Annotated in this window: 26 protein-coding genes; 4 read left to right on the top strand and 22 right to left on the bottom strand. The window is 46.6% G+C overall.

Features of this window, described 5'->3' with window-relative positions:
• Window positions 1–5: 5 nt before the first annotated feature.
• From ybeY to G636_RS0110455, 10 genes are all read right to left on the bottom strand, one after another.
• On the bottom strand, window positions 6–509 hold the full coding sequence (gene ybeY / locus G636_RS0110500; RefSeq protein ID WP_026508022.1) for an rRNA maturation RNase YbeY: 504 nt from the start codon (window positions 507–509) through the stop codon (window positions 6–8).
• Window positions 493–1,797 carry a hypothetical protein gene (locus G636_RS0110495; RefSeq protein WP_026508021.1) on the bottom strand — a complete coding sequence of 435 codons (1,305 nt, stop codon included), beginning with the start codon at window positions 1,795–1,797 and terminating at the stop codon, window positions 493–495. The genes ybeY and G636_RS0110495 overlap by 17 nt, the downstream gene beginning before the upstream one ends.
• A complete protein-coding gene (locus G636_RS0110490; protein ID WP_026508020.1) occupies window positions 1,794–2,834 on the bottom strand; it encodes a PhoH family protein in 1,041 nt (346 codons plus the stop codon). Before G636_RS0110490 ends, G636_RS0110495 begins: the two co-directional genes overlap by 4 nt.
• Complete coding sequence (gene rlmH, locus G636_RS0110485; protein ID WP_026508019.1) at window positions 2,831–3,310, bottom strand: 23S rRNA (pseudouridine(1915)-N(3))-methyltransferase RlmH; 480 nt, start codon at window positions 3,308–3,310, stop codon at window positions 2,831–2,833. Before rlmH ends, G636_RS0110490 begins: the two co-directional genes overlap by 4 nt.
• A gap of 5 nt (window positions 3,311–3,315) precedes the next feature.
• Window positions 3,316–3,777 carry a hypothetical protein gene (locus G636_RS0110480; protein ID WP_155832378.1) on the bottom strand — a complete coding sequence of 154 codons (462 nt, stop codon included), beginning with the start codon at window positions 3,775–3,777 and terminating at the stop codon, window positions 3,316–3,318.
• Between the two features lie 146 nt (window positions 3,778–3,923).
• Window positions 3,924–5,324 carry an NADPH-dependent glutamate synthase gene (gene gltA / locus G636_RS0110475; protein ID WP_035779503.1) on the bottom strand — a complete coding sequence of 467 codons (1,401 nt, stop codon included), beginning with the start codon at window positions 5,322–5,324 and terminating at the stop codon, window positions 3,924–3,926.
• A 42-nt stretch (window positions 5,325–5,366) separates the two neighbouring features.
• A complete protein-coding gene (locus G636_RS0110470; protein WP_026508016.1) occupies window positions 5,367–6,242 on the bottom strand; it encodes a sulfide/dihydroorotate dehydrogenase-like FAD/NAD-binding protein in 876 nt (291 codons plus the stop codon).
• Between the two features lie 121 nt (window positions 6,243–6,363).
• Window positions 6,364–7,434, bottom strand: coding sequence for a chitobiase/beta-hexosaminidase C-terminal domain-containing protein (locus tag G636_RS0110465; protein WP_026508015.1), 1,071 nt, complete (start codon window positions 7,432–7,434; stop codon window positions 6,364–6,366).
• Between the two features lie 71 nt (window positions 7,435–7,505).
• Window positions 7,506–9,176: a formate--tetrahydrofolate ligase gene (locus G636_RS0110460; protein WP_026508014.1), complete on the bottom strand. Its 1,671-nt coding sequence runs from the start codon at window positions 9,174–9,176 to the stop codon at window positions 7,506–7,508.
• Window positions 9,177–9,229: 53 nt separating this feature from the next.
• Window positions 9,230–12,169, bottom strand: a complete 2,940-nt coding sequence (locus G636_RS0110455) for an FtsK/SpoIIIE family DNA translocase (RefSeq protein WP_035779500.1) — start codon at window positions 12,167–12,169, stop codon at window positions 9,230–9,232.
• A 159-nt stretch (window positions 12,170–12,328) separates the two neighbouring features.
• On the opposite strand from G636_RS0110455, the gene G636_RS0110450 reads away from it, so the two are divergent.
• On the top strand, window positions 12,329–12,904 hold the full coding sequence (locus G636_RS0110450) for a hypothetical protein (protein WP_026508012.1): 576 nt from the start codon (window positions 12,329–12,331) through the stop codon (window positions 12,902–12,904).
• Window positions 12,905–13,022: 118 nt separating this feature from the next.
• On the opposite strand, the gene proB is transcribed toward G636_RS0110450, so the two are convergent.
• The 3 genes from proB to G636_RS0110430 form a co-directional block, all read right to left on the bottom strand.
• On the bottom strand, window positions 13,023–13,826 hold the full coding sequence (proB, locus tag G636_RS0110445; RefSeq protein ID WP_026508011.1) for a glutamate 5-kinase: 804 nt from the start codon (window positions 13,824–13,826) through the stop codon (window positions 13,023–13,025).
• 93 nt (window positions 13,827–13,919) lie between these two features.
• Complete coding sequence (locus G636_RS0110440; RefSeq protein ID WP_026508010.1) at window positions 13,920–15,212, bottom strand: flagellar hook protein FlgE; 1,293 nt, start codon at window positions 15,210–15,212, stop codon at window positions 13,920–13,922.
• Window positions 15,213–15,515: 303 nt separating this feature from the next.
• Window positions 15,516–15,764, bottom strand: a complete 249-nt coding sequence (locus tag G636_RS0110430; protein ID WP_026508009.1) for a hypothetical protein — start codon at window positions 15,762–15,764, stop codon at window positions 15,516–15,518.
• A gap of 377 nt (window positions 15,765–16,141) precedes the next feature.
• On the opposite strand from G636_RS0110430, the gene G636_RS0110425 reads away from it, so the two are divergent.
• Complete coding sequence (locus G636_RS0110425) at window positions 16,142–17,707, top strand: helicase HerA-like domain-containing protein (RefSeq protein WP_026508008.1); 1,566 nt, start codon at window positions 16,142–16,144, stop codon at window positions 17,705–17,707.
• Between the two features lie 26 nt (window positions 17,708–17,733).
• On the opposite strand, the gene G636_RS0110420 is transcribed toward G636_RS0110425, so the two are convergent.
• The 9 genes from G636_RS0110420 to G636_RS0110375 all read right to left on the bottom strand — a co-directional run bounded on the left by G636_RS0110420 (window position 17,734) and on the right by G636_RS0110375 (window position 24,560).
• The gene (locus G636_RS0110420) at window positions 17,734–18,555 is read right to left on the bottom strand and encodes a TrmH family RNA methyltransferase (RefSeq protein WP_026508007.1); all 822 of its coding nucleotides are present in this window, start codon (window positions 18,553–18,555) and stop codon (window positions 17,734–17,736) included.
• Between the two features lie 71 nt (window positions 18,556–18,626).
• The gene (rd, locus tag G636_RS19980) at window positions 18,627–18,788 is read right to left on the bottom strand and encodes a rubredoxin (RefSeq protein WP_026508006.1); all 162 of its coding nucleotides are present in this window, start codon (window positions 18,786–18,788) and stop codon (window positions 18,627–18,629) included.
• A 78-nt stretch (window positions 18,789–18,866) separates the two neighbouring features.
• Window positions 18,867–19,493 carry a uridine kinase gene (gene udk, locus G636_RS0110410; RefSeq protein ID WP_026508005.1) on the bottom strand — a complete coding sequence of 209 codons (627 nt, stop codon included), beginning with the start codon at window positions 19,491–19,493 and terminating at the stop codon, window positions 18,867–18,869.
• A 123-nt stretch (window positions 19,494–19,616) separates the two neighbouring features.
• Complete coding sequence (locus tag G636_RS0110405; RefSeq protein ID WP_026508004.1) at window positions 19,617–19,943, bottom strand: hypothetical protein; 327 nt, start codon at window positions 19,941–19,943, stop codon at window positions 19,617–19,619.
• A gap of 3 nt (window positions 19,944–19,946) precedes the next feature.
• A complete protein-coding gene (locus G636_RS0110400; protein WP_155832377.1) occupies window positions 19,947–20,420 on the bottom strand; it encodes a leucine-rich repeat protein in 474 nt (157 codons plus the stop codon).
• Between the two features lie 77 nt (window positions 20,421–20,497).
• On the bottom strand, window positions 20,498–21,355 hold the full coding sequence (locus G636_RS19600; RefSeq protein ID WP_026508002.1) for a hypothetical protein: 858 nt from the start codon (window positions 21,353–21,355) through the stop codon (window positions 20,498–20,500).
• Between the two features lie 263 nt (window positions 21,356–21,618).
• Window positions 21,619–23,130 carry a 4Fe-4S dicluster domain-containing protein gene (locus G636_RS18185; RefSeq protein ID WP_035779496.1) on the bottom strand — a complete coding sequence of 504 codons (1,512 nt, stop codon included), beginning with the start codon at window positions 23,128–23,130 and terminating at the stop codon, window positions 21,619–21,621.
• Between the two features lie 120 nt (window positions 23,131–23,250).
• Complete coding sequence (locus tag G636_RS0110380; protein ID WP_026508001.1) at window positions 23,251–23,838, bottom strand: ABC transporter ATP-binding protein; 588 nt, start codon at window positions 23,836–23,838, stop codon at window positions 23,251–23,253.
• Window positions 23,835–24,560, bottom strand: a complete 726-nt coding sequence (locus tag G636_RS0110375) for an ABC transporter permease (RefSeq protein ID WP_026508000.1) — start codon at window positions 24,558–24,560, stop codon at window positions 23,835–23,837. Before G636_RS0110375 ends, G636_RS0110380 begins: the two co-directional genes overlap by 4 nt.
• Window positions 24,561–24,848: 288 nt before the next feature.
• On the opposite strand from G636_RS0110375, the gene G636_RS19595 reads away from it, so the two are divergent.
• Complete coding sequence (locus G636_RS19595) at window positions 24,849–25,217, top strand: hypothetical protein (protein WP_051226882.1); 369 nt, start codon at window positions 24,849–24,851, stop codon at window positions 25,215–25,217.
• Between the two features lie 52 nt (window positions 25,218–25,269).
• Window positions 25,270–25,941 (top strand): response regulator transcription factor, encoded by a 672-nt coding sequence (locus tag G636_RS0110365; protein ID WP_026507999.1) that lies wholly within the window; start codon window positions 25,270–25,272, stop codon window positions 25,939–25,941.
• The last annotated feature ends 13 nt before the right edge of the window (window positions 25,942–25,954 follow it).

The raw sequence follows: 25,954 nt of genomic DNA, 5'->3' as shown, positions 1-25,954 counted from the left end.
ACAGCTTAGTCTCTCACGATACCCAGTCCCTCCAGTACAGCCGCCTGCTTTGCTTCCATCACAGCAGCTTCATCCTCTTCCATGTGGTCATAACCGCACAGATGCAGCATGGAATGAGCTGTGAGAAAAGCAAATTCCCTCTTTTGGCTGTGTCCATATTCCTCAGCCTGGGATCTGACCCTGTTCTCATTGATCACAATGTCACCCAGATATATAGCCCGGGCATCGGGGTCATAGATATCTTCCCTCTGATCCCCCGAAAATACACCAAAGTCACCGGGATCTTCATAACTGACATTGGGGAAAGAGAGTACATCCGTCTCTCTATCTATATCCCTGAACTGCCTGTTCATCTCATGGATACCTTCGTCGTCTGTTATGAGCATATTTATCTCTACTTCTTCAGGGCAGCCCTCGCTGTCCAGGACTGCCTTGCATACCGTCCTGGCAACTTCCTCTATGTCAAAATCAAAAGCTGCACCCGTTTCATTATCAACGGAGAAGATCATAGTATTGTTTCTCCTTCTTTAATAGAGTCTTGATAATACCTATCTCTGCCATGGATATTCTGGAATCCTTAAGATTACCATATATCTCTTTCTTTTCTACAAGATCATCGATCAGCCTGTCAGTATCAGGCTTTGCTTTGCTGTTAAGAGAGTATATCTCGGTGATACGTCTTACCAGATCCTCACAGAGGCTGACAAGAGTAGCCTCCTTGGATACGGGACTGTTCTTGCCCCCGTTTCGGTACTCATTTATGAGCTGCCTTGCTTCACGGGGCATCTTTAGAGCCAGGGCTCTGATCTCTTCATCGGCATCTTCTCCTGCAGCGGAATATGCTTTTTTGGCTGTCTCTGCTAATCCTTTTGACGATGCTATTGCAGGTGCTTTGGCAGATGCAGCTGCTGCAATCTCCGGATCAAGCTGCTCATGATAGTATGCACAGCACTTCACGGCTCCTATGTCCAGCTCCAGTCCTTCTGCACATTTCTCAGCCAGATATGCAGTATGCACCGCTCTGTAATAGGAAGCAGGATCTTCCTTCCTAAGTTTTACAAGAATGCCGTACTCAGGATCATTGATCTCCATATAGGCATCGCTCTTACCCCTTACCACATATACCCCGTAGAAATTGAGCATGATAAGTAGGAGCACCAGGCTGATACCCGCATTGATCAGGGGCGCTGCCAGCATATTCATGCCAAAGGTCTGATTCAGAAAGAGAAGATGATAAGCACTGAGCATGACCAGGAGTATCATCAGCGAAGCCATAAGAGGCCATCCAAAGGACAGGCTCTCACTGGCGCCGCATATGAGAAGAGCAGATACCAGTCCTGCCATCAGATACATAAAGAAGACTCCGGAGGATGCATCTGCTGTAAGATGCACACCTGTCATCAACAGCACTGTAGAGCCTATGATACCGGGCAGCCTCTCAGAGCACAGCGATAATATGACAAATACACAGATAAATGGCCATATCATGCTGTTGACCATGGGAAGAAAGAGTCCTGCCAGGGCAAATATTGCAAATAGACCATAGAATCTCAGGGGATGATCCTCATTATCAAAAAAGAGCCTGCCCCTGATCCTGGCATCGTTATATACATAAACAGTGATGACAGTGCCAAATACTGTTACAAGAAGATTCCTCACAGCTACGGCCATGTCCAGGTGATAGTAGATAGCCGCTCCGTATACCAATAGTCCATATATAAGAGCACATAGAAGGGGAGACAACGCTCTTATGAGCCAAGGCCTCTTCCCCCCGGAAACTGCTATATCTTCTTTCATATCCTCAGCCTTCCCTTTTTTCTGTCATTATTTTTATGTCTCTGGCTTCTGGCAGCTTCCTTCTTTTCGTAATCCTCATAGGCCTTTACTATCTTCTGTACAAGAGGATGCCTTACCACGTCTTTGCTGGTCAGGTTGCATACAGCAATATCATCTATACCCCTAAGTACTGCCTGTGCCACATCCAGGCCCGACTGGCTTCCCGGAGCCAGATCCTTTTGGCTGGCATCACCTGTCACGATGACCTTGGAGCCAAAGCCTATACGGGTCAGGAACATCTTCATCTGGGCCGGTGTAGTATTCTGAGCTTCATCCAATATGATATAAGCACTATCCAGAGTACGGCCTCTCATATAGGCAAGAGGAGCCACTTCTATAAGACCCTTCTCCATATTGGCATTGAAGCGCTCAGCGCCCATGATCTGATAGAGGGCGTCATAAAGGGGCCTGAGATATGGATCTACCTTGCTCTGCAAGTCACCGGGCAAAAAGCCAAGCTTCTCTCCTGCTTCAATGGCAGGCCTTGTTAATATGATCCTGGATACTTCCTCTCTCTGGAATGCTGTGATAGCCATAGCCATGGCCAGATAGGTCTTGCCCGTACCTGCAGGTCCCAGGCCAAAGGTGATCATGTGGTCCCTTATGGCATCCACATACTTCTTTTGTCCCAGTGTCTTGGGTGCTATGGGCTTACCTGTGATGGTATGGCATATAAGGTCGCTCTTCATATCTGCCAGGAGGTTACTGTCCGCCGGCTCCTTTGAGCCCTTCTCCTCTTCGCCGATACTGATAGCGTAATCTACTGCCTGTTCTTCCACGTCTTCTCCCTTTTCGGACAGCGCACAGAGCCTTTTTATGATGATACCGGCGCTCTCTGCAGCTTCCTCTTCTCCTCTTATTACTATCTCCCCGTCTCTGACTGTAACTGTCACTCCCAGCTTGTCTTCGATCTTTCTGATATGCTTGTCATTCATGCCGAACACATTTCTCATCTGCTCCGCAGTCAGCACAAGTCTCTTTCTGCCTTCATTTGTCATTTATGATATGGTTCCCCGCTAGTGATCTTATAAGCTCTGTAAATCTGTTCCAATAGTATTACTCTCATCATCTGATGGGGAAAAGTCATATCCGAAAAACTGAGCCTTTTGTCAGAAGCGCGCAGCACCTCTTCCGAAAGCCCCAGTGACCCCCCGATTATAAACTGTATATGACTGATGCCTGACAGACCAGCCTTCTCTATCCCGGCTGCAAGTCCCGGAGAATCCAGCTTCTTGCCGTCTATGGCCAGCGCCACCTTCAGGGCAGCGGGGTCCATCTTGGCCATCAGCCTTGCTCCCTCTTTGGCCTTTATCTGGTTCTCTAGAGCCTCCGGTGCCTTGTCAGGAGTCTTCTCATCTGCGACCTGGCATATCTCCAGCTTGCAATATCTGGAAAGGCGCTTGGAATACTCATCTATGGCATCATTCCAATATTTCTCTTTGATCCTGCCGACACATAATATACTGATCTTAATAGCTCTCAGCTCCCTATCCTGTCGTATATTTCACTGTAATAGCTATCCAGGAAACGGTCCAGGAGATTCTCATCCAGGTTCATGAATTTCTTCATGACTGCTTCCTTCATATAGCTGATACGTACAAAGTAATTTTCCGCGTTGTCTCCCACGGCTCCCGTGGCATTGTTGATCTCGTCAGGTGTAAGATTCTCCAGGCACCAATCATGGAGCTGACTCCTGAGATTATTCTCCAGAGCAGCCTCAGAGCTGAATCTCTTATAATTCCTGAGAGATACCAGGCCTGATACGATAAAGAGTACAAAAAGAGCTCCCATGACCCCGGCGGACATATACCTGTTGAAAAGCTGCATATGCAGTGGATTCTTGGTCAGAATGAATATGACACCGGCAAGTCCCACTATACCGCAGGATAACAGTACTATTGCAGAGGAATGATTATCTTCTGCCTTCTCTTCTTTGCTCATATAACCCATGCAGGCGAATCCTTTCCCAAAAGCGAGCCTTATTCTTTAAACAACAAGAACATTATAGCACAATAAAGCGCCTGCAGACACATGATTAGGCCTGCAGGCGCGCGCAATAATGTTAACTTTTTGTAACTGAATTGTTATCAGTCAAGGCTCTTTAAATATTCATCTATGCCCTGAGCAGCTGCTCTTCCTGCACCCATAGCCAGTATAACTGTAGCTGCACCTGTAACAGCATCTCCGCCTGCGAATACGCCCTTCTTGGAAGTCTGGCCGTTTCCTTCTTCTGCCACGATACACTTCCTTCTGTTGATCTCCAGTCCCTCTGTTGTGGAACTGATAAGAGGATTGGGGCTGGTACCCAGTGACATGATCACGCAGTCACACTCGATATCAAATTCAGATCCGGCCACTTCAACAGGGCTTCTTCTGCCGGATTCATCAGGCTCGCCCAGCTCCATACGGATGCATCTGCAACCCTTTACCCAGCCGTTCTCATCTGCCAGGATCTCTACAGGATTGGTGAGAAGGTCAAAGATGATGCCTTCCTGCTTAGCATGCTCTACTTCCTCTTTACGCGCAGGAAGCTCCTCTTCGGAACGACGGTAAACAACATGTACCTCTGCTCCCAGACGAAGTGCTGTCCTTGCTGCATCCATTGCGACGTTACCGCCGCCTACGATAACAGCCTTCTTGGGATGCATGATAGGTGTAGTGGAATCCTCACGGAAAGCCTTCATAAGGTTGGAACGGGTCAGGAACTCATTTGCTGAGAATACGCCCATTGCCTGCTCACCGGGGATATGCATGAATCTGGGAAGACCTGCGCCTGATCCGATAAATACCGCATCAAAGCCCTCGTCCTTCATCAGTGAATCTATAGTAACGCTTCTGCCTATTACCACGTCTGTCTCAATCTTGACGCCCAGGCTCTTAACGTTTTCGATCTCTTTCTTAACTACAGCATCCTTGGGAAGACGGAATTCAGGAATACCGTATACCAGTACACCGCCTGCCTCATGGAGAGCTTCAAAGATAGTAACATCATAGCCCATCTTTGCCAGGTCTCCTGCAGCTGTGAGGCCTGAAGGGCCGGAACCTATCACTGCGACCTTGTGGTTTCTCTTCTCTGTAGCGCCGTTGGGCTTGATGCCCATCTGTCTTGCAGTATCAGCAACATATCTCTCCAGCTTACCGATAGATACCGGATCTCCCTTGAAGCCTCTGATACACTTGCCTTCACACTGTGATTCCTGAGGACATACACGTCCGCATACTGCAGGAAGTGCTGAAGACTTGGAGATGATCTGATAAGCACCTTCGATATTGCCTACCTTGACCTCCTGTATAAATGCGGGAATATCAATAGCAACAGGGCATCCCTTCTGACACTGGGGATTATTACAATTAAGACATCTGGTAGCCTCTGCTTCGGCTTCTTCCTTATTATAGCCCAGACATACTTCTTCAAAATTGGTAGCTCTTACCTTGGGCTCCTGCTCACGAACAGGAACTCTCTTTAATACATCAACTTCTATAGCCATAAGTCTCCTCGTTTCTATAATGAAATCTGTCCACTACTAGTATTATGAGCAAACGCCGCAGCCGCCGTGGTGAGTCTTGCCCTCTTCCTGAGCGAGCCTGAGTCTGCCCTCTTCTGTAGCATAGAGCTTCATACGATTCATAGCCTGGTCAAAATCTACCAGGTGACCATCGAACTCAGGTCCGTCAACACATGCAAACTTCACCTCATCGCCTACTGTCAGACGGCAGGCACCGCACATACCTGTTCCGTCTACCATGATGGTGTTCATGGATACAACTGTTGGGATACCCAGTTCCTTGGTCAGCTTGCATACGAATTTCATCATGATCATGGGACCTATAGCAATACACAGGTCATACTGATGACCCTCATCTACCAGATCCTGCAGACACTTGGTAACCATACCACTGCGTCCGTAAGAACCATCGTCGGTGGTGATATAGAGATTGCTAACACTCTTAAATCTCTCTTCCAGGATCACCAGGTCCTTATTCTTGGCACCTATGATAACATCAGCTGTTACGCCATGCTCCTTAAGCCATTTAGCCTGGGGATAAACAGGAGCAGTACCTACACCGCCTGCTATGAATACGATCTTCTTTTTCTTTAACTCCTCAAGGTCTTCCTTTACCAGATCGGAAGGATTACCAAGAGGTCCTACTATATCAGCAAAGCAGTCACCGGTCTGCATCTTGGCAATCTGATTGGTCTCTGCACCGATGGACTGAACTACTATCTCTACGGTTCCCTTCTCCCTGTCGTAGTCACAGATAGTAAGAGGGATCCTCTCACCTTCATTATCCACACGTACTATCAGAAACTGTCCCGGAAGACATCCTGCAGCAACGCGGGGAGCTTCAACAACCATCTGATAGATGTTTGCTGCCAGCACGTTTCTCTCCAAAATCTTGAACATAATCCTCTCTCCTTGCCTGATATATTTGGCATTGCCAAGTTAAAGCTCACGTTTTCGCTTTAACGTATTAAAACTATAAAAGACTATAAATCAACTTCATTATTATTGCAAGCCCAAACTGTCAGGTAAGAGGCTTTAAGAAATAATTGCCCTGCTCATCACTGCCCAGTCTGTATACCAGTCCGCTGGTAACATTTACTCCAAAGAGGAGACCTGACTGAGTCTGGGATCCGTCGGGATAGACATGGTTCTCAGTGATCACATAGTAATCAGCACCGTCTATCACCTCGGTCTTTTGTATGATATAGAGATTGTAACCTTCCATTCCCGCTACGGTGCCCATGCCATCCAGGAGGTAGCCCTTGGCTATAAGCTCATTTAAGAGAGCAGATACAGCCTGCTCGTGGCTGAACTGAACAGGATAATGAAAGGAGTACTCCCTCTCCACTATATCTGACATAGCGCCTGTCACGTCATCCACAGCCACAAACTTAAATACGCTCTCTCCATAAGGCATAGCGATAGGTTCAGTGTATCTCACTGCTGTAGCTCCTGGCTCTGTGCCATCAGTGGTATAGAATACCGATGAACCAGCCTGGGCTACAGCCACTATCTGGGTCACCTCAGAATACTCGCCGCTGTCTTCAAGCACGGTAGGCTCAGGAGGTGCTATGAGTTCTTCTTCAGATGATTCCTCAGAGCTATCATCAGACGTTTCCTCATTAGAGGCAGCATCTTCACCAGCCCCATTTTCCTGATCGCCAGTGTCATCAGCTGTAGCTTCATCCAGGGCATCTATATTATCTGTGAGAGACACTTCTTCCTTCATGTCCTTTTCAAAGGACAGAACACCGCTTTTGGTGACGAATTCAAAAGCTCCAAAGCCCAGAGCTATAAGGAGGAGACACATGAAGCATATGGTTAGCACAGGGCTGCCCAGGATATGACCCTCTTCGTTGGCATCAAACTCCCTCTCCGCCTCAATATCGTCTTCATCCATGTCATCAGCAGCTGCGGAAGTCTTACTGTCTACTGTAAGCTTGCCAAAATCCCCTGCCAGTTCTGACAGGGATTCGCTCATGCTGTTCTCAAATTCAGGATCATATTCAGGTACAAATTTAATATCTTCACCACATTCCGGACAAAGAAGAGCTTCTTCCGGAATATCTGCACCACAGCGTGGACATTTCATGGCAGCTACCTCTGTATCAATAATCTAATGACTCAGTTCACTTTCGTTTCATAAGTCATCCATAAAAGCCATCAGAAGAGTCCGATGATATTGCCGTCATCATCTACATCGATGTCAAAGGCTGCAGGACGCTTGGGAAGTCCGGGCATAGTCATGATAGAGCCTGTAAGGGCCACTACAAAGCCTGCACCTGCTGATACATAAGCTTCTCTGACAGTAATATCAAAATCCTCAGGTCTGCCAAGGAGGGCAGGATCATCAGATAAGGAATACTGAGTCTTGGCCATACATACAGGAAGATCTCCAAAGCCCATCTCAGTGATCTTGGATAGCTGTCTTTTGGCAGCTGCAGAATATACGACTCCTTTTGCACCATAGATCTTCTCAGCCACCGCACTGATCTTGTCTTCCAGAGACATCTTGTCAGGATAGATAGGAGCGTAATGACTCTCCTTATTATTCAGAGTATTCATTACCATCCTGGCCAGCTCTTCGCCGCCTTCTCCGCCTCTGGCCCATACTTCACTCAGAGCAAAGTCGCAGTCTCTCTCCTTGCAGAACTCTCTTACATAGCTAATCTCAGCTTCAGTGTCGGTAACAAAGGAATTAAGGGTAACAACAACAGGAACGCCGTACTGCTGCAGATTCTCGATATGCTTCTCAAGGTTGACGATACCCTTCTTCAGCGCATCCAGGTTCTCTGCGGAGAGCTCAGTCTTGGGCACACCGCCATTGTACTTGAGCGCTCTGATAGTAGCTACAAGGACTACTGCATCAGGACGAAGACCTGCCTGTCTGCACTTGATATCCAGGAACTTCTCAGCGCCAAGGTCAGCACCAAAGCCTGCCTCTGTGATAGCTACATCACCAAGAGCCATCGCAGCCTTGGTAGCTCTTACAGAATTGCAGCCGTGAGCAATATTGGCAAAAGGTCCGCCATGTACAATAACAGGTGTATGTTCAATGGTCTGTACCAGATTGGGCTTGATGGCATCCTTTAACAGAGCTGCCATTGAGCCTACCGCATGAAGATCTCCTGCTGTAACAGGCTCGCCCTTAAAGTTGTAAGCTACGATTATGCGGGAGAGTCTCTCTTTGAGATCCTTCATATCCAGAGCCAGACAAAAAGCTGCCATGATCTCTGAAGCAACTGTGATAACAAAATGGTCTTCTCTTACAAAGCCGTCAGCCTTGGCTCCAAGACCTACTACTACATTACGGAGGGTCCTGTCATTAAGATCCACAGCCCTCTTCCATACTATCTGTCTGCTATCTATACCCAGCTCATTGCCCTGCTGGATATGATTATCCAGAAGTGCTGCAAGCAGGTTATTGGCGGAAGTGATCGCATGAAAATCACCTGTAAAATGGAGATTGAGATCTTCCATAGGAACTACCTGGGCATATCCGCCTCCTGCGGCACCACCCTTTATACCAAAGCAAGGTCCCAGTGAAGGCTCACGAAGAGCTGCCACGGTCTTTACACCTATCCTGTTAAGCGCATCTGCAAGGCCTATACTGGTAGTAGTCTTGCCTTCACCTGCCGGTGTGGGATTGATAGCGGTCACCAGTACCAGCTTGCCTTGGGGCTTGCCCTCCAGACCTTTTAAGAAATCCTCGCTGATCTTGGCCTTATACTTGCCATAAGGCTCAATATCATCCCCGGTCATCCCCAGCTTTGAAGCTATCTCTGTGATGGGTAGCTTCACGGCTTCTCTTGCGATCTCAATATCAGTTTTCACACTTCACCTCCTGCCATAAGGCGCACACATATATCAGTCTTACAAAAGGGATTTTAACCCTCTTTGAGCATTTGTTCAAATTCAGACATAGACATCAGTATTTTCCTGGCTTTGGTACCATCCTCCTGACTGACTACGCCGCAGTCTGCCAGCTGATCCATGATCCTGGCAGCCCTGTTAAAGCCTATCTTGAATACTCTCTGGAGCATTCCTATGGAAGCTTTCTCCTTATCTATGATAAATCTTCCTGCATCTTCAAAATATTCATCCTTGTCAGAGCCGGAACCCTTGCCGGATGCATCGCTTGCAGCCGATACAGCTTCCATGCTCTCTACCTGGCGGCTGACCTCCTCATCATACTTGTCATCTCCCGCCCTGGACTTGAGAAAATCAGTAACCTGCTGGATCTCTCCGTCTGATACAAAAGCTCCCTGGAGTCTCACGGGCTTACTCATGCTCTGAGGATAGAACAGCATATCGCCCTTGCCCAGGAGCTTCTCAGCACCTACCATATCCAGTATGGTACGGCTGTCAGTACTACTGGATACCGCAAAAGCTATCCTGCTGGGCATATTGGCCTTGATAAGACCGGTGATGACATCAACAGAGGGACGCTGGGTGGCAATGACCAGATGTATGCCGCAGGCTCTGGCCAGCTGCGCCAGTCTGCAGATAGCTTCTTCTACTTCATTACCTGCTACCATCATAAGATCTGCAAGCTCGTCTACTATGATCACAATCTTGGGTAGTCTAGCCAGATTCTCGTTTTCTGACTTATGAGCTTCTACATATTCATTGTAGCCCACAAGGTCCCTTACTTCCGCATCTGCAAAGAGCTTGTATCTGCGTGACATCTCTGCAACAGCCCAATTAAGTGCTGCAGAAGCCTTCTTGGGATCTGTCACTACAGGGATCAGCAGGTGAGGGATGCCGTTATATACAGACAGCTCTACTACCTTGGGATCTATCATGATCAGCTTTACATCTTCAGGCGAAGACTTATATATCAGGGACAATACAAGAGTATTGATACATACTGATTTACCGGAGCCTGTAGCCCCTGCTATGAGTACGTGAGGCATCTTGGCTATATCTGTGATCACGGTCTTACCCGCGATATCCTTGCCCACTGCAAATGTCAGGTTGGCTGTTGACTGCTTGAATTCCTGGGATTCCAGCAGTTCCCTTAGGGAGACTGTCACATTTTCCTTGTTAGGAACCTCTATGCCTATGGCTGCCTTGCCCGGTATAGGCGCTTCTATACGGATATCTGTAGCAGCCAGATTGAGCTTGATATCATCCTGGAGATTGACAATCTTGGATACCTTTACACCCACCTCAGGCTGTATCTCGTACCTGGTGACTGTAGGTCCCTGGCTGATATCGGTGACAGTCACGTTTACGCCAAAGGTCTTAAGAGTCTTCTCCAGCTTGATAGCCGTCTCTCTCAGCACAGCTGCGGAATCGGCATTCTTGTTTCTCTTGTTCTCCTTAAGGAGCTTGGTAGACGGAAATACATAGGGCTTTGGCTTAGCGGGCTTCTTCACCGGCTGCGAAGCCAAAGCCATAGAGAGATCATTAGCGCCGCCGGTCTGACTCTGAGTAGGCATAGCTCCCCCTTCGCTCCTTCGTCCATCTATAGCCACCTTAGAGTTTGATGCAGATACGTGATCCTGAGCATGAATGGAATAGCCTTCATCAGAGATGCCATTGCCATAATCCTTGCCCCCTGCATGGACAGGGATCTGAGGCAGCTCATCAGAAAGTTCTTCTTCAGACCTGGCCATTCTTGCCACAAGCCTGCCATCTGCTGCATGCTCCTCATCTTCAATGGATGAACCCTTGAATCTTCTCTGACCTCCGGGGCCATCCTCTGTTATCTCATCAAAATCCACGCTGTCTGCATAGGGTTCATCCTCTTCATCTCCGGGATCCCCCATGCCATCACTGTATCCTTCCGGAATCTTTTCAAATCCGCGAGGGGATATCTCATGTATATCGTCATGAATATCATCACGAATATCATTGATGCTATTGATATTAATAGGAGGATGCTCGTTTTCCTCTTCCTTTACTGCGATAGTGCTTTCTAAGGCAGATGCGAGAGCCTCCTCCACATCACCCATTTCATTTCCCTTTTCATTATCTTCATCATAGCGAAGATCGGTATTGAAATTCACACCTCTTACATGGATATCTCTTCTGAGGATCTTGTCATCTTCTGCCTGCTGCCTGGCAATGCGCCTCTCTTCCTCAATCCTGCGCATCCTCTCTTCATGAAGGGCGCGCCTTCTCACAGCAGCTTCCTCATAGCGAAGTCTCTCATCTCTGGCCTTCATCCTGATGCTGCTGCCGCTTTTCTTCATGCCCCTGATAAATGACTTCTGGCTCAGGATCACAAAGCATACAATGGCCAGGACCAGCATGATTATCACCGTGCCCACCATAGATACTGAATGAGTCAGAGCATAAGCAAGGCTCCCTGCTATAACGCCGCCCCTTCCCCTAAGGTCTACAGCTGAATTGTAAATAGCCGGCAGGTAATAGCTGCTCTCAGCAGTGCCGCCTCCTATGATCTCAAATAGCATGCCAAGGTCAAGCACTACACCTGTAGCTGCCAGTATCTTGATAACAGCAGGGCGTGAACCTCTGTTGGAAATATAAAACACTGCTGCAGACGCAGCAAAGACAGGCATGATATAGGCCATGAAGCCAAAGAGTCCAAACATCACATCGCTTAGTGTATTGCCAATAGGCCCGCATATCCTGAAATTGCATAGAAAAAGATAAATAGCCAGCGCAAAGAGACTGATGACAGCTATCTCCGTCCCCAGTCCGTATTCTGCAAGTCCTGATACAGCTGCTGCATCTCTTCTTGCAGAAGCCGCCCCTTTTGAACTGCCGGATCTTCTTGATCCATTTGCTTTATTTGATCGGTTTGATCTATTTTCAGGCGGATTTTTCTTCATAGAACCTGATGATGCTTTAGCCATTCTCCCCCACCTCATATATCTGTAATTTTATAACCCATTTTTGCCTACTAAGTATATCATTTTAAGCGTCGTTATGCTATACTTTATGCGTTGCAGACCAGCCCTGCATATGGGCATGATTGTATAACTATTACGAGGATATATCAGGAGTGATTTAAGATGGAATTTAAGCAGGAACTTGAAACAGGAACCCTTAAGATGATCGGCAATGACAGCTCTGCCTTTAAGATCAGAGACGTAGCCGACAAATGCAGACTCAATCAGACAGATAACGGACTCAAGGTCGAGCTCAATTACACAGGCCCCAATGCCAGTGCATATCTCCAGTATGTGGACAAGCACACCGAGGAGCTTACCGAGTACCTTATGAATCCCGATGTAGCAGATTTCTATGAGTGGATGGAGGTAAGTCATCAGACTCCCATTACTCTCAAGAGACACGAGAAAGAGACTCTGATCATCTACATCAATTTCGATCCCGTCAGCAAGCTAATGGAGGCAGGCATCTCTGATGAGAATATCACCATGAAGCTGGGTGCTCCTCTTGTAAGTGTGAACATCACCGAGCTGGACAGAAATGCCTTCAAGCTCAAGATTTATGACATGCTCCTTCTGGCAGACGAGATCGCGCTGAGCATGGGCAATGATAATCTTCACAAGATGGCCAATATTGAGATGGTCAAGACCTACCTTCGCGAGATCTACGACAAGTACACCAGTAAAGTTGAATATTGATATTGTCTATAAGAAAAGGTGATCGCCTCAATCATAGTTTGAAGCGATCACCTTATTTGTTTTGATATGTCAGTAATAAGATATGTAAGAAAATATGGCCTATCACATATCAGTTCAATCAGTGGAGCTTCTTGCCAACAAAGAGAGTTCCCACTATCTTCTTATCCAATATGTCATAGATCTTGTCCGGATCATTGCCATTGATAACCAGTACATCTATGCCATGTTTTGTAGCCAGCTCTGCGGCATCAAGCTTGGTCATCATGCCGCCGGTACCCCTGTTGCTGCCTGAATCTCCGGCTACGCTCCTAAGCTCTTCATCAATGTTTTCCACCCTGCAGATCAGATTGGCACCCGGATCCGTGCGGGGATTGGAATCATATACTCCGTCTATATCAGATAAGATGATGAGCTTGCACGCGCCGCAGAATACGGATACTACAGCAGAGAGCATGTCATTATCGGAAAAGAGCTTCTTATCAGACTCGATCTCGGTATGGCTGATAGAGTCATTCTCATTGATGATAGGTATGATATGGTTCTCAAGAAGTGCATTAAGAGTACCGGAGAGATTCTCTCTTCTCTCGGGATCCTGCACATCATCATTGCTGAGCAGGATCTGGGCTACCAGTCTGTTATATTCTCCAAAGAATTTATCATATATATGCATCAGTTCCAGCTGACCCACTGCAGCTGCAGCCTGCTTCATACGCAGTTCCTTGGGCTTTTGGGACAGTCTCATCTTGCCTGCTCCCACAGCTATGGCTCCTGATGATACCAGGACCAGATCATAGCCCATATTCTCCACGCCTGCCAGCACTCTGCAGAGCCTGTCCATCTGCCTGATATTGATAAAGCCTTCCTCATTGGTAAGGGTGGAAGTGCCCACCTTTACTACTATTCTCTTCTTAGATAACTCCATATCCCCGGACCACCTTATATTATTCTATCTTTGGCATCATTATCGCCTCAATAACTAACGATTATACGCCAAGACCGGTGGCCATTGCAAGATTTAGGATGACTTTAAGGTCTTAAGTTCCTGCAGCATCTGATCGGAAGTGGTGATCACTCTGCTGTTGGCCTGGAATGCACGCTGAGCGGTGATCATCCTGGTAAATTCATCGGACAGATCCACATTAGAGCCTTCCAAAACGCCCTGGGAGATGGAGCCTCCATCCTCATCCACTGCCATAAGCTGAGCTTCGCCCGAAGCTCTGGTAGCTGAATAGAGATTATCTCCCTCACTGAGAAGTCCCGACATATTGGTAAAGCGGGCTGTGGCAATCTGAGCCACTATCCTGTTCTCACCATTGGTATACTCAGCAGTTATGATACCGCCCTTGGATACGGAATAACCTTTGAGGTTACCTGTGAGCCTTCCGGCTCCCTGGCCCTCTTCATCGCCTCTTGCGATATTCATATTGGTCATGCCGCCGTGATTATAATTTTTCATAGCGGACAGATCAAGAGTCACCGTTCCGCCACCTGCTGCCCCGGGTATAGTGATATTGACCTGGCCGTTTGCATTGCCGCCTGCAGATATCAGATTGCCGTTTCCCTTGTCAAATACCATCCTGTAGGTAGTTTCTGCCATGTCAATTTTCTCACCATCCGATGTACTCATACCGTTTAGCACCAGGTCATAGGTACCTGCATCCTCATCTGCAGCATCAGTCAGTGTGAATCTGAGATTAAACTGCTCTCCCGCAGCATTATAGACAGACGCCAGCATACCTCTGCCCTTTTCCAGCTGTGGATCAGTCTGGTCGATATTGCCCGTAGCATGGAGCCTGGTGGTAGCCACGCCGGGAGAAGTCTCAAGCTGCGGAGTGGCAAGGTCAATGGGACTAAGCTCATTTTCAGTATTAATGGGCGCGCCGTTATTACTTAGCCATCCCATTACGTAATAGCCCTGATTATTTACAAGATTGCCCTCTACATCCAGCTTAAAAGAGCCGTCCCTGGTGTAGTAGGTATTATCATCTCCGTTTACCACAAAGAAATTATAGCCGTTGATCATCATACTGAACTGACCGCCGTCTATCATAGCCGGGCCCTGCACGTTCAGATGCACATCAATAGAGGCGACCATACCGCCCAGACCCACCTGTTTTGGAGATACCGCACCCCTGTTTTCACTAGGGCCTGTACCGCCGGAAGTGGTCTGATATAGAACATCAGAAAAATTCACACTGGAATTCTTATAACCATTGGTATTGACATTGGCAATGTTGTTTCCTATGACATCCATTTCTGTCTGATGGATATTCAGGCCGGAAACCGCTGAATACAAAGACTTAAGCATAAAACCTCTTTTTCCGGTATATATTATCCCCCTTCCATGGAGCAACGACGGGCGTATAATACTAGCGCCTCATGATATATACCTGATACTAACTGCAGCTCACGACATAGAAGTGCATACCTGCACTTCTGAGCATGTCGAAATACATCCTTGTATTTTTTGCCTTGAAAACTGCTCTGCCCCACAGGGAATCATCCCTCTCATGGCGCAGCATAAATCTATCCATAACTTATATCGGAAAAAGAACGTTCTTTAATTATATAATTCACTGTCTATGCTTAATGAGCGCATCTGCAGAACTTATTATTTAAGGAATGCCTTCATAGGATTGACTTCAAGAGCCATCTTCTCGATCGCTAAGGTATTGTTAAGGAGATAAAATCTCAGTCCTTCTAATTCCTTATCACTAAAGCCCTTAGAAGTCCTGATCTCCCCGGAATAAGCTTCGCCTTCAGCAAAGCGACCTTCATCTTCAAAAGTCACATAAATAGCCGGCTTGCCGTTTTTGTCTTTAACCTTACCTGATACTGTCATCCTCATCTCTTCTGACATGGCATCACCCTCTTTGTAAATAAACCCATGCAACCACACTTAACATGATTATAGCAAAGAGTAATTAATGATATCTATATTTATCCGATATAACAGTCAATCATTTATCGCACCTGTTATATGCTATAATATGACGTAAGGGTCAAAAGTCATTTCGATTCGAGCTTGCTCGAAATCGAATATGAATTTATGACCCACAAAACATGAGCAAAGTAGCACGTAGTGCGGATTTGCGAATGTTTTAGGATTGTGAGAGTTTCGAAGAAACGGAACAATCCGTTAGTACCTCATAATATAGCTGTTGCCACGTATAAATGTGGCAACAGCCATAATATTGATTTCAAGGGTTACAGCATAAGCTTAAGCGGGAGGAAAAAATGCTAAAAGACGGTAAAATTCTTATTGCAAAAGACGAAAATGGTGAGGACATATGTCTGCTTCCCGGCAGATCTAACAGGCACGGCCTGATAGCAGGTGCCACAGGAACAGGTAAGACTGTCACTCTCAAGGTCCTGGCAGAGGGCTTTTCTGAAATGGGTGTGCCTGTATTTCTGGCTGATGTCAAAGGCGATCTTGCAGGTATGTGCAGCAAAGGAAGCGGCATGGAATCAAGGCTGGACAAGCTGGGAATAGCTCCTGCGGACTTTGAATACACATCCTATCCTACGGCTTACTGGGATATATACGGCAAGACAGGTATCCCTCTTCGTACCACCATCACAGAGATGGGGCCTCTTCTCCTGTCCAGGATACTGGACCTCAATGAGCTGCAGTCAGACATACTGTCAATCGCTTTCAAGATAGCTGATGACGAGGGTCTGGTACTCACAGATACCAAGGATCTCAAGGCCCTTCTCAATTATATATCAGAGAACAACAAGGACTTTGCCCAGGAATATGGCAAGATGAGCCCTGTATCCATCTCAGCCATACTCAGGAGCGTAGTAGCTATGGAGATGGACGGGGGCGAGACCTTCTTTGCAGAGCCTGCACTGGATATCAGTGATTTTCTCCGTACCAAGGACGGCAAGGGCTATATCAACATCCTGGATTCCTCAAGTCTCATACAAAACGGAACCCTCTACTCCATGTTCCTCCTCTGGATGCTCTCAGAGCTCTTTGAGAATATGCCTGAAGTGGGTGATCCCGAAAAGCCCAAGATGGTCTTCTTCTTTGACGAAGCCCACCTGCTCTTTAAAGATACGCCCAAGGCTCTTCTGGACAAGATCGAACAGGTAGTCAAGCTGATCCGTTCCAAGGGTATAGGGATCTTCTTTATCACACAGAATCCCAGAGATATCCCCGATGGAGTCCTGGCTCAGCTGGGAAACAAGATCGAGCACGCTCTGCATGCGTACACTCCTTCAGATCAAAAGGCTGTAAGGGCTGCTGCAGATTCCTTCCGCGCCAATCCTGCCTTTGATACCTTCGAGGCCATACAGAGCCTGGGCACAGGCGAAGCAGTTATCTCTCTTCTGGACGATGAAGGCGTGCCTACCATTGCCCACAAGTGCATGGTACTGCCGCCCCAGAGTATGCTGGGCAGCGTAGATGAGCGCACACGTGAGTCAGTATATACAGGATTATCTCTCTACAAGAACTACAAGGATATGGTAGATGATTTTTCCGCATATGAATTTCTGACCAGAAGAGGAATGGAAGCTGAGGCTGCAGCTCTTAAGGCCAAGGAAGAAGCTGAAAAGGCAAAGGAAAAAGAAAAGGCTGAAAAAGAAGCTGAAAAAGAAAAAGAGAAAGCAAAAAAAGCTGAAGAAGCCCGCAAAAAAAGAGCTGCCAAGGCCGTTGGCAACTCTGTTGCAGGAACTGTAGGAAGAGAAGTGGGCAAGACCGTAGGTTCCAGCTTTGGTAAGTTTGGCAAGACCCTGGGCGGAAATGTAGGAGCCAGCCTTGGAAGAGGACTATTTGGTACTCTCTTCAAGCTCTGATCAGGCAAAGCTCTCTTCTATCCTATTTAGGCTCTGATCTGCCAGAAGGCAACTGCAGATGCAGCAGCCACATTAAGTGAATCCACGCCATGTGCCATGGGTATCATCACAGTATAATCCGCCATGGCAATAGTATCGTCCATCAGGCCATCACCCTCTGTACCGAGGATGATGGCCTTTTTCTTTTCGCTCATCAGACTCTCGTCATCTATGCTGACTGTATCTTCCTTAAGCGCCATTGCTGCTGTAGCAAAGCCCCTGTCCTTTAGGAGCTTCATGCCATCTGCCGGCCAACTGCTCTCACCCTTTGGCAAATAGGTCCAGGGCAGCTGAAACACTGTCCCCATGCTGACTCTGGCTGCTCTCCTGTAAAGAGGGTCGGTACAGCCCGGTGTCAAGATGACGGCGTCTATGCCAAGAGCTGCAGCAGATCTGAATATAGCTCCCAGATTAGTAGGATTGACCACGTTCTCCAGTACCGCTATACGACTGGCATCCCTTATCACATCTTCCACATCCGGCAGGAGCCTTCTCTTCATAGCACAGAGCACTCCCCTTGTAAGAGCCATTCCCGTTATCTTCTCCAGTAGGGCCTTTGCTCCCACATATACAGGTGCGTCCGGATAGTCATGAATAAATGAGTTGACCTCTCTAAGCTCCTCTCCCTCCTGCAGTAGGAAGGATATGGGCTCATAAGCTGCTGCCAGAGCTCTCATGATCACATTTGGGCTCTCCGCTATAAAGATACCGGGCTCCGGTTCATTTATCCTATAGAGCTGATTTTCTTTTCTATTGGTATATATCTGCAGCTCCGGACTGTCCAGATCAGTTATCCTTGTTATATTCATCTGTTAATCTCTCTTTTATATACATCATAAGAGCCGGCCCCTTCAGGAGGCCGGCCCCGTTAATAGTCTTCTTAATCTTCAGGAGAGAAGTTCTCCTTATCTGCTGAGCAAAGGGGACATACCCAATCTGCCGGCAGATCTTCAAAAGCAGTACCTGCAGCGATTCCGTTATCAGGATCGCCCACTTCGGGATCATAAACATAGCCACACAATTCACATTTGTATTTCTGCATTTTTGACCTCCTGAAATAAGATTTATAATACATAAACTATTTTATCATATTATTGGTGCATTCAGAAGTGATAACAATTCATCCATTATCCCAGCTTTCGAGCAGGCTCCTTATCTTGGTCTGCATCACATCAAGAGCAACATCGTTCATTCCGGAGTTGATAACTATATCTGCATATCCCTTTGTAGGCTCAACATAGAGATAATGCATGGGTTTAACTGTCGTAAGATACTGATCCGCTATATTCTCAATATCCCTTCCGCGCTCTTTAACATCTCTGAGCACTCTTCTCAGGATCCTCTCATCAGCATCAGCTTCTACAAATATCTTGATATCCATCATGTTGCGAAGGCGCTTATCTGACAGAACCAGGATACCTTCCAGGAGGATGATCTTGCTGGGATTAACTGTAACAAACTCTCCTGATCTGTTGTGACGGGTGTAGTCATATACAGGGCACTGGATAGATTCTCCGGCCTTGAGCTTTTTAAGATGCTCCAAAAGGAGACTTGTCTCAAAAGCATCGGGATGGTCATAGTTGATCTTCTTGCGTTCTTCAAAGGGCAGATCATCATGCGCCTTGTAATAATTATCATAATAGAGCACAGTGACCTGATCTCCAAAGATCTTCTTAAGTCTGTTGGTAAAAGTAGATTTACCTGATCCTGTTCCGCCTGCAATACCTACAATATAAGGTGAGTTCACTTCTGATTCCTCCGATTCATTACAATTTATCAACTCACTATATTAGCATAGAAAAAGAGCACTTTAAAGGTGCTCATTGATCAATATTAATGAGGTAGGTGTCGAAAATCAATATGCCGGAGCTTAGACCAAATAGTCAATATGCGCGCCTGCAGTTGAATAGCTGCTTGAAGAACCGTTTCTCTCATAGCCTGTCACTTCGCCGTCAAAAGTTCCTGCGACTGCATTGAACATGGCATCAGTCCTAAGCTTATCGGAAGACTTAAGGGGCACTTTTTTGGAATCGGGATAGGCAACGGGATCTACGGGCAGAACTTTGTCCCCGGCGCCCCCCGATCTCTTTACAGCTTCCATATAAGCAGCAGAAACCACAGACTCATTGCTGAGCCTGTAATTAAGGGGCTGAACTTTATTATAGCTGCCTACTGAGCTGATCGGTGCAAGTGCCATAGACTAATTTCCTTCTTCCGAAACTTCTCCTGACCTGGACTCCACAAGATCCTTGATCGTATTCTTCACCTTGGTATCTACGCCTTTTAGGGCAAAGGGCCCAATGGCTGTAACAGTCTTTGGTATATACGCTTCTGTCCTGGCAGCGGGAAAGCATAGCAGAGTCTTAAGCTCTTTGTCATAAAGGCAGCCGCTGTAAGAAGCATAATTGCCATTACTCTCACTCACAGTAATGGTGGTGAGATTGACCATAGGTGTAAAAGCATTGGAGCTGATAACTTCCACACTGCTCCCTATCCTGATAGAAGTGATCTCATCAGGATTCCTGAAGGTCCTGACAGTGATCATGGTCATGGGCTCTGCTATAACAGAGCTAAGTGGCGAGAAAACCGCAAGAAGCGCTCCCAGCAAAATAGCCGATAATGCGTTTATTGCTCTTCTTTTTTTAATTATACTAGTTCTTTTTGGCTCTGTCATAACTTTTGCTCAATTCCACATGATTAAATTCTTTTAACAATAACAAGCCAGATGATCTGATGTGATTAAATTACAGATCACTTATTTACATTGAATTTGCTCCTTATGTCAGCATAGGAGATTCCCTTGCCTCCGCCGCCTTCAAGAGGGCTCTTGCCTTCTCCTGCAGTTCCGCTCATGGCATCTGCATATCCTTCAACACCGTCCACCACTACTCTGCACCACTGATCGGAGGTGGTGCCAAGATTAGCATGCTCCCAGGTCACACCAAGGTAATCCAGCACCAGCCCCATGGCCCTTGTGGCGCCACCTGAATTGTACTGGCCTGCTACAAATACTCCATATGCACTGTTGGAGAATCTGCCGTTCTCTACCAGGGATCCCCTATCCAGATAAGCTCTTACTACGCCTGCTGCATAGGCTACCTTTTCCACTTCTGATACAGTCACTGACTTCTTCTTTTTGCCGGATGAGGAACCACCACTAGCCTGATAATTATTGATGATAGTAGTGATATTATCTGCAATCTGAGAAGCTATGCTCCTGGCAACCGATTCCTGGGCGGCTGTCATGCCTCCGTTGTCATGCTGGACCACGTTGATAAGTGACACTCCAGTACTTCCTGAAGGTACTACCAATGTAGTAGAATATAGCATCCTGTTGGCGATCCTGCCTTCCCACCTGCCATATACAGCATAATGTCTGACCAGCATAAAGGGATCCACACCAAAGGCCTGCTGCAGATCAGGATAATTCAGATAATAATCAAGGGCATTGTATTCTGAAGAGTAATCCACCCCCTGATAAACCGTAGTCGCATTTGCAAGCGCTGTATACGGATCATTGGACGTAGTAACAGCGACAGCTGTATATCCCTGTCCCAAAAAGAGTGCCGCCGCCAGAGATAAGGCCATTATCGTCTTTGTGATCTTCATCCCAAAACCTCCCATATAAAAAATACATAACTATCTGTATATCTATCGGCTCTTTTGGAATATATCTTAAGAAAAAAAGCCGTTACGGATCATGCAAGTTCCGTAACGGCTTCAGTAAGAAGTGCATGGATGCACTTCTATGTCATGATATACGGATATATCACGACATGTTTAGAACTGCATGGATGCAGTTCTATGTCATATACAGGGATGTATTTTGACATGTTCAGAAGTGCATGGATGCATTTCTATGTCATTCATTCTCATTCCGCGGTATTCATTACCCTCTTTGTCATTTCCAGATCATTGCTGCCATCTCTGTGCATGGAGAACTGATCCATAGGGTAATCTCTCAGATTCTCTATGATCTTACGATCATCAGCCTTGGCAAGGAGGTTATTCCTGGCTTTAGTGATCTCCTGCTCAGTCTTTCTCTTGGAAGGGCCACCTACACAGCCGCCGGGACATACCATACCCTCGATGAAATCATCTGTAAACTTGCCTGCCTTGAGCATGAGAAGCGTCCTTCTGCAATCATCTCCGCCTGCAGCCTTATACAGCTTGATATCATCAGCGTTGCCGCCTCTTTCCCTAATGCACTCCAGAACTGCAGCTGCCACACCGCCGGAAGAAGCAAACTTTTTACCAAAGGCTGAAGCTTCCTGATAGCTATCTTCCACAGGCTCCAGCTTGATATCCTTGGATCTGAAGAAGGCTCCCAGCTCACCGAAGGTAATAACATAATCTGCATTATCCGGAACAGATTTGTCCTGAGCCTCAGACTTCTTTGCAATGCAGGGACCTACAAAGACTGTCACACATCCGGGATGTGTGAGCTTGAGATATCTGGATACAGCGCACATGGGAGATACTGTAGATGACATATTTGCTTCAAACTGTTCAGGGAAGTGCTTTCTGAGCATGTTAATAAAGGCAGGACAGCAGGAAGTAGTCATCTTACGTCCCTCTTCCAGGGCCTCTGACCACTCCAGAGATTCATAAGCGGCTGTCATATCACCGCCCAGACCTACTTCTACCATATCCGCAAAGCCCAGCTTCTTAAAAGCAGCACGCAGTGCAGCCATATCAATATTTTCACCAAACTGACCTTCAATAGCAGGCGCCACCATAGCGATCACTTCTTTGCCTGCCAATATAGCCTCGATGATAGGTACCAGATATGTCTTGGAACCAATAGCACCGAAAGGACATGAATGTATACAGTGTCCGCAGTTGATGCACTTGCTCTCATCAATCTTGCACAGACCATTCTCATCATAGGTGATAGCACCTACAGGACATACCTTTTTGCAAGGTCTCTGGAGATGCACTATAGCACTGTAGGGACATGCCCTGGAGCACATACCACATTCCTTACACTTCTGAGGATCGATATGCATTCTTACTTCGCCGGGGCTTATAGCACCGAATTTGCAGGAATTCAGACAGGCCTTGCCCATACAGAATCTGCAGTTGTCTGTAACAGAATATGCAGAAAGAGGACATTCATCACAGGCCGCACCTATAACCTGTACCACGTTTTTGGAGCCCTCATTATCCGAGGTATTCTGGGCACAAGCCAGACGGATCCTCTCTCTTACTATCTCTCTTTCCTTATATATACAGCATCTGAACATAGGCTTGGGACCGGGAATGGTCTTCATCACCAGTTCATTTTTGCTCTCTTCATTAAGATTGCCTGCCCATGCAAGGCGGCATACCTCTTCCATAATATTGTGTTTAAAACGAACGATTCCCTCATCATTAGTAACCATATGTCGCCTCCTCTTTTAATATTATATTTAAATGCGCATAGACTTGATATGCCAGGGCGCACTCTTACCACTATGATATCGGTAAACTACCACAATCTCTGTACTGCGATCTACTAATTATCAACGGCCGGCCTGCATCCTTACCTTGCGTCCAAAATCAAATTCATCTTCTTCATGGGCCGTGATCAAAAGGGGATTGCTGCCCTTTGCCTCAAGGATATAGCTGATCGCTTTTTGCCTTGCATCAGTATCAAGCCCTCTGAAGGGATCATCCAGCAAAAAAAGGTCTGCAGTATGTACCATAGCTCTAACTATGGCAACCAGCCTTCGCTCTGCAGCTGTAAGCTCTGAAACAGGTATATCCAGCCTGTCCTTGTCAATAAGCCTGGACAATTCCTCTCTGGCATGCCCCTGCGATGCCTTGGCAGCTACAGCAACATTGACCACAGCACTGCGGGATTCTATGAGACGATCCTCCTGAAATACCACTCCTGCGCTTAGCCTGTCATATTTGTAGTCGCCCATAAGGACCACCTTGCCGGACGTGGGCTTCTCAAGGCCCAGGATAATGCGAAGGAGCGTTGTCTTGCCTGCGCCTGATGGTCCGTAGAGGATCAGCGTCTGGTCATTCTCAAGACCTGTACTGAAATGATCTATGACAGTTCGTCCATTATATTCCTGTACGATATCTTCTATAGAAATAGTCATATACATTCTCCAATCAATCTGAGTATCAGGGACATGATGAGATATGCCAGAATTGCCGCAAGGCTCCATGCAATTATCATAGCTGCAGAAGGAGTGGTCATAGCAGCATACAGTCCCGCACCTATGCTGCCCTCTGCCTGACTGATAAATGAAGCTGCAAGCGCGCCCTTAAAGGCGGTAGACAAAGCTGCACCCAGGCACCCACGCAGAGGCGCCTTCATCTCCGGAAGGTAGATATAGCGTATCTTGTCAGCAAGTCCCATCCTGAATACATATGCCATCTCCAGTAATTCATCATCAGATGACTGTACAGCCTTAAGTACACAATCATATACGATGGGCAACGTCATAAATAAACTGATAAGTATCTGAGCAGCATCTCCCGGCATCCATATGAGCAGGAGCACGATCATACATACTCCGGGCAGGGTCTTCATAAATGCCATCAAAGGACTGATGAAGGTCCTGACCAGATCATTTCGCACAGATAAAGCTGCCAGTAAGATGGAGATGATGACCCCTGGGATAAATCCCGCTGCGACCAGCAATATGATAGCCATCATGGCACTTATTAGCTTTCCATCCGAGCATAGCTGTGCCAGACTTTGGAGTGTTTCCACAGGTCCTGCAAAAACAGAACTGTCTCCTATCATAAGCCCTGCCAGCAGCCATAGTATGATCCAGATCAATACTGCAACTGCCAGGCTAATATACTTTTTCATATCCTTATTTCCCCTTTATCCCCTTTGTTTGCTATATTTATCAATCGTATTATTATTCTACAATTGCTTATATGCCCAAGTATTTTATTACCACATAAGCGCCAAAAGATTGTTTATTTTTTATCAATATCAGTTTAACTTACTTGGGAATTTTTGTCAAAGAAAGTGTTTGCTTTTTAGTAATGATTACCCTAAGCAGGGCAAATGGACGATACATTTCATCTAATGGTCGCTGTATGGTATCATGTATAGGTGAAGCAAAATAATATAACAGGGGAGGATCCGACCATGAACAAAGAGGATAAATATGGCATCAATATGAGGAAATTCTGCAGAGACCATGAGATCTACCTTACAAGAGCTGAAGAAAACGGAGATGATCCCGCTGACACACTTAAGTGGCATATGAAAAAGCTCTCTCTCCTCCAGCACGAAAGACTGGTACACCTGCTGGTCCTCATGACCACTATCATCGTCACTCTTTTCTCACTCATTATAATGCTCAGTTTTCCCAGACTCATGCCTGTGAGCGCAGTAGTATTTCTCCTGCTCATCGTTCTTACAGGCTTTTATCTGAGACATTATTTTTTCCTGGAAAACAAGACACAGCACTGGTACAGACTGGCCGTAGAGCTTCACAAGAGGATCATGGACTGATGGTTGCCATCTGTTTGATTACCCATAGCATTTATCTACACAGAGGAAATATATGAGAATACTGATTATCGAAGATGAAGTGATTCTGGCTTCATCCATCTGCGACCTGCTGGAGGATGCAGGCTATGATGCAGAAGCTGTACATAATGGGGCGGAAGGACTGGAGATGGCCAGAAGCCAGATATACGACCTCCTGATCCTGGATGTTATGCTTCCGGGACTCTCAGGTATTGAAGTATCTACCAGACTCAGAGCAGAGAAAATAGGCACTCCTATTCTGATGCTCACAGCCAGAAGTGAGATATCCGACAAAGTAGAAGGTTTAAACGCAGGTGCTGACTATTATCTTACCAAACCCTTTGAATCCGCGGAGCTCCTGGCTTGTATCAACGCTCTTCTTAGAAGGCAAAAGGACAGGGTAAATGAAATGGTCTTTGGCGACCTCTCTCTGGATCTGACTGCTGTTTCTCTAGCCTGCGGCGGCAAGAGCCTGAGGCTTTCTTCCAAGGAATTTGACGTAATGCGGCTCCTCATGCAGACAGGAAGCAGCAATATCCCCAAGAGCAGGATACTGGACTGTGTATGGGGCTATGACTCCGATGCAATAGAGAATAACGTGGAAGTCTATATTGCTTTCCTTAGAAAGAAATTAAAGAGTTTGGAAAGCAAGGTCAGCATTGTATCCGTCAGAAGCGTGGGCTACCACCTTGAATGCGGCGAATAATCACAGGAAGATC

The sequence above is a fragment of the Butyrivibrio sp. MC2013 genome (genome assembly GCF_000424585.1).
Lineage (GTDB): Bacteria > Bacillota > Clostridia > Lachnospirales > Lachnospiraceae > Butyrivibrio.
This window is presented reverse-complemented; position numbering and strand designations above follow the sequence as displayed.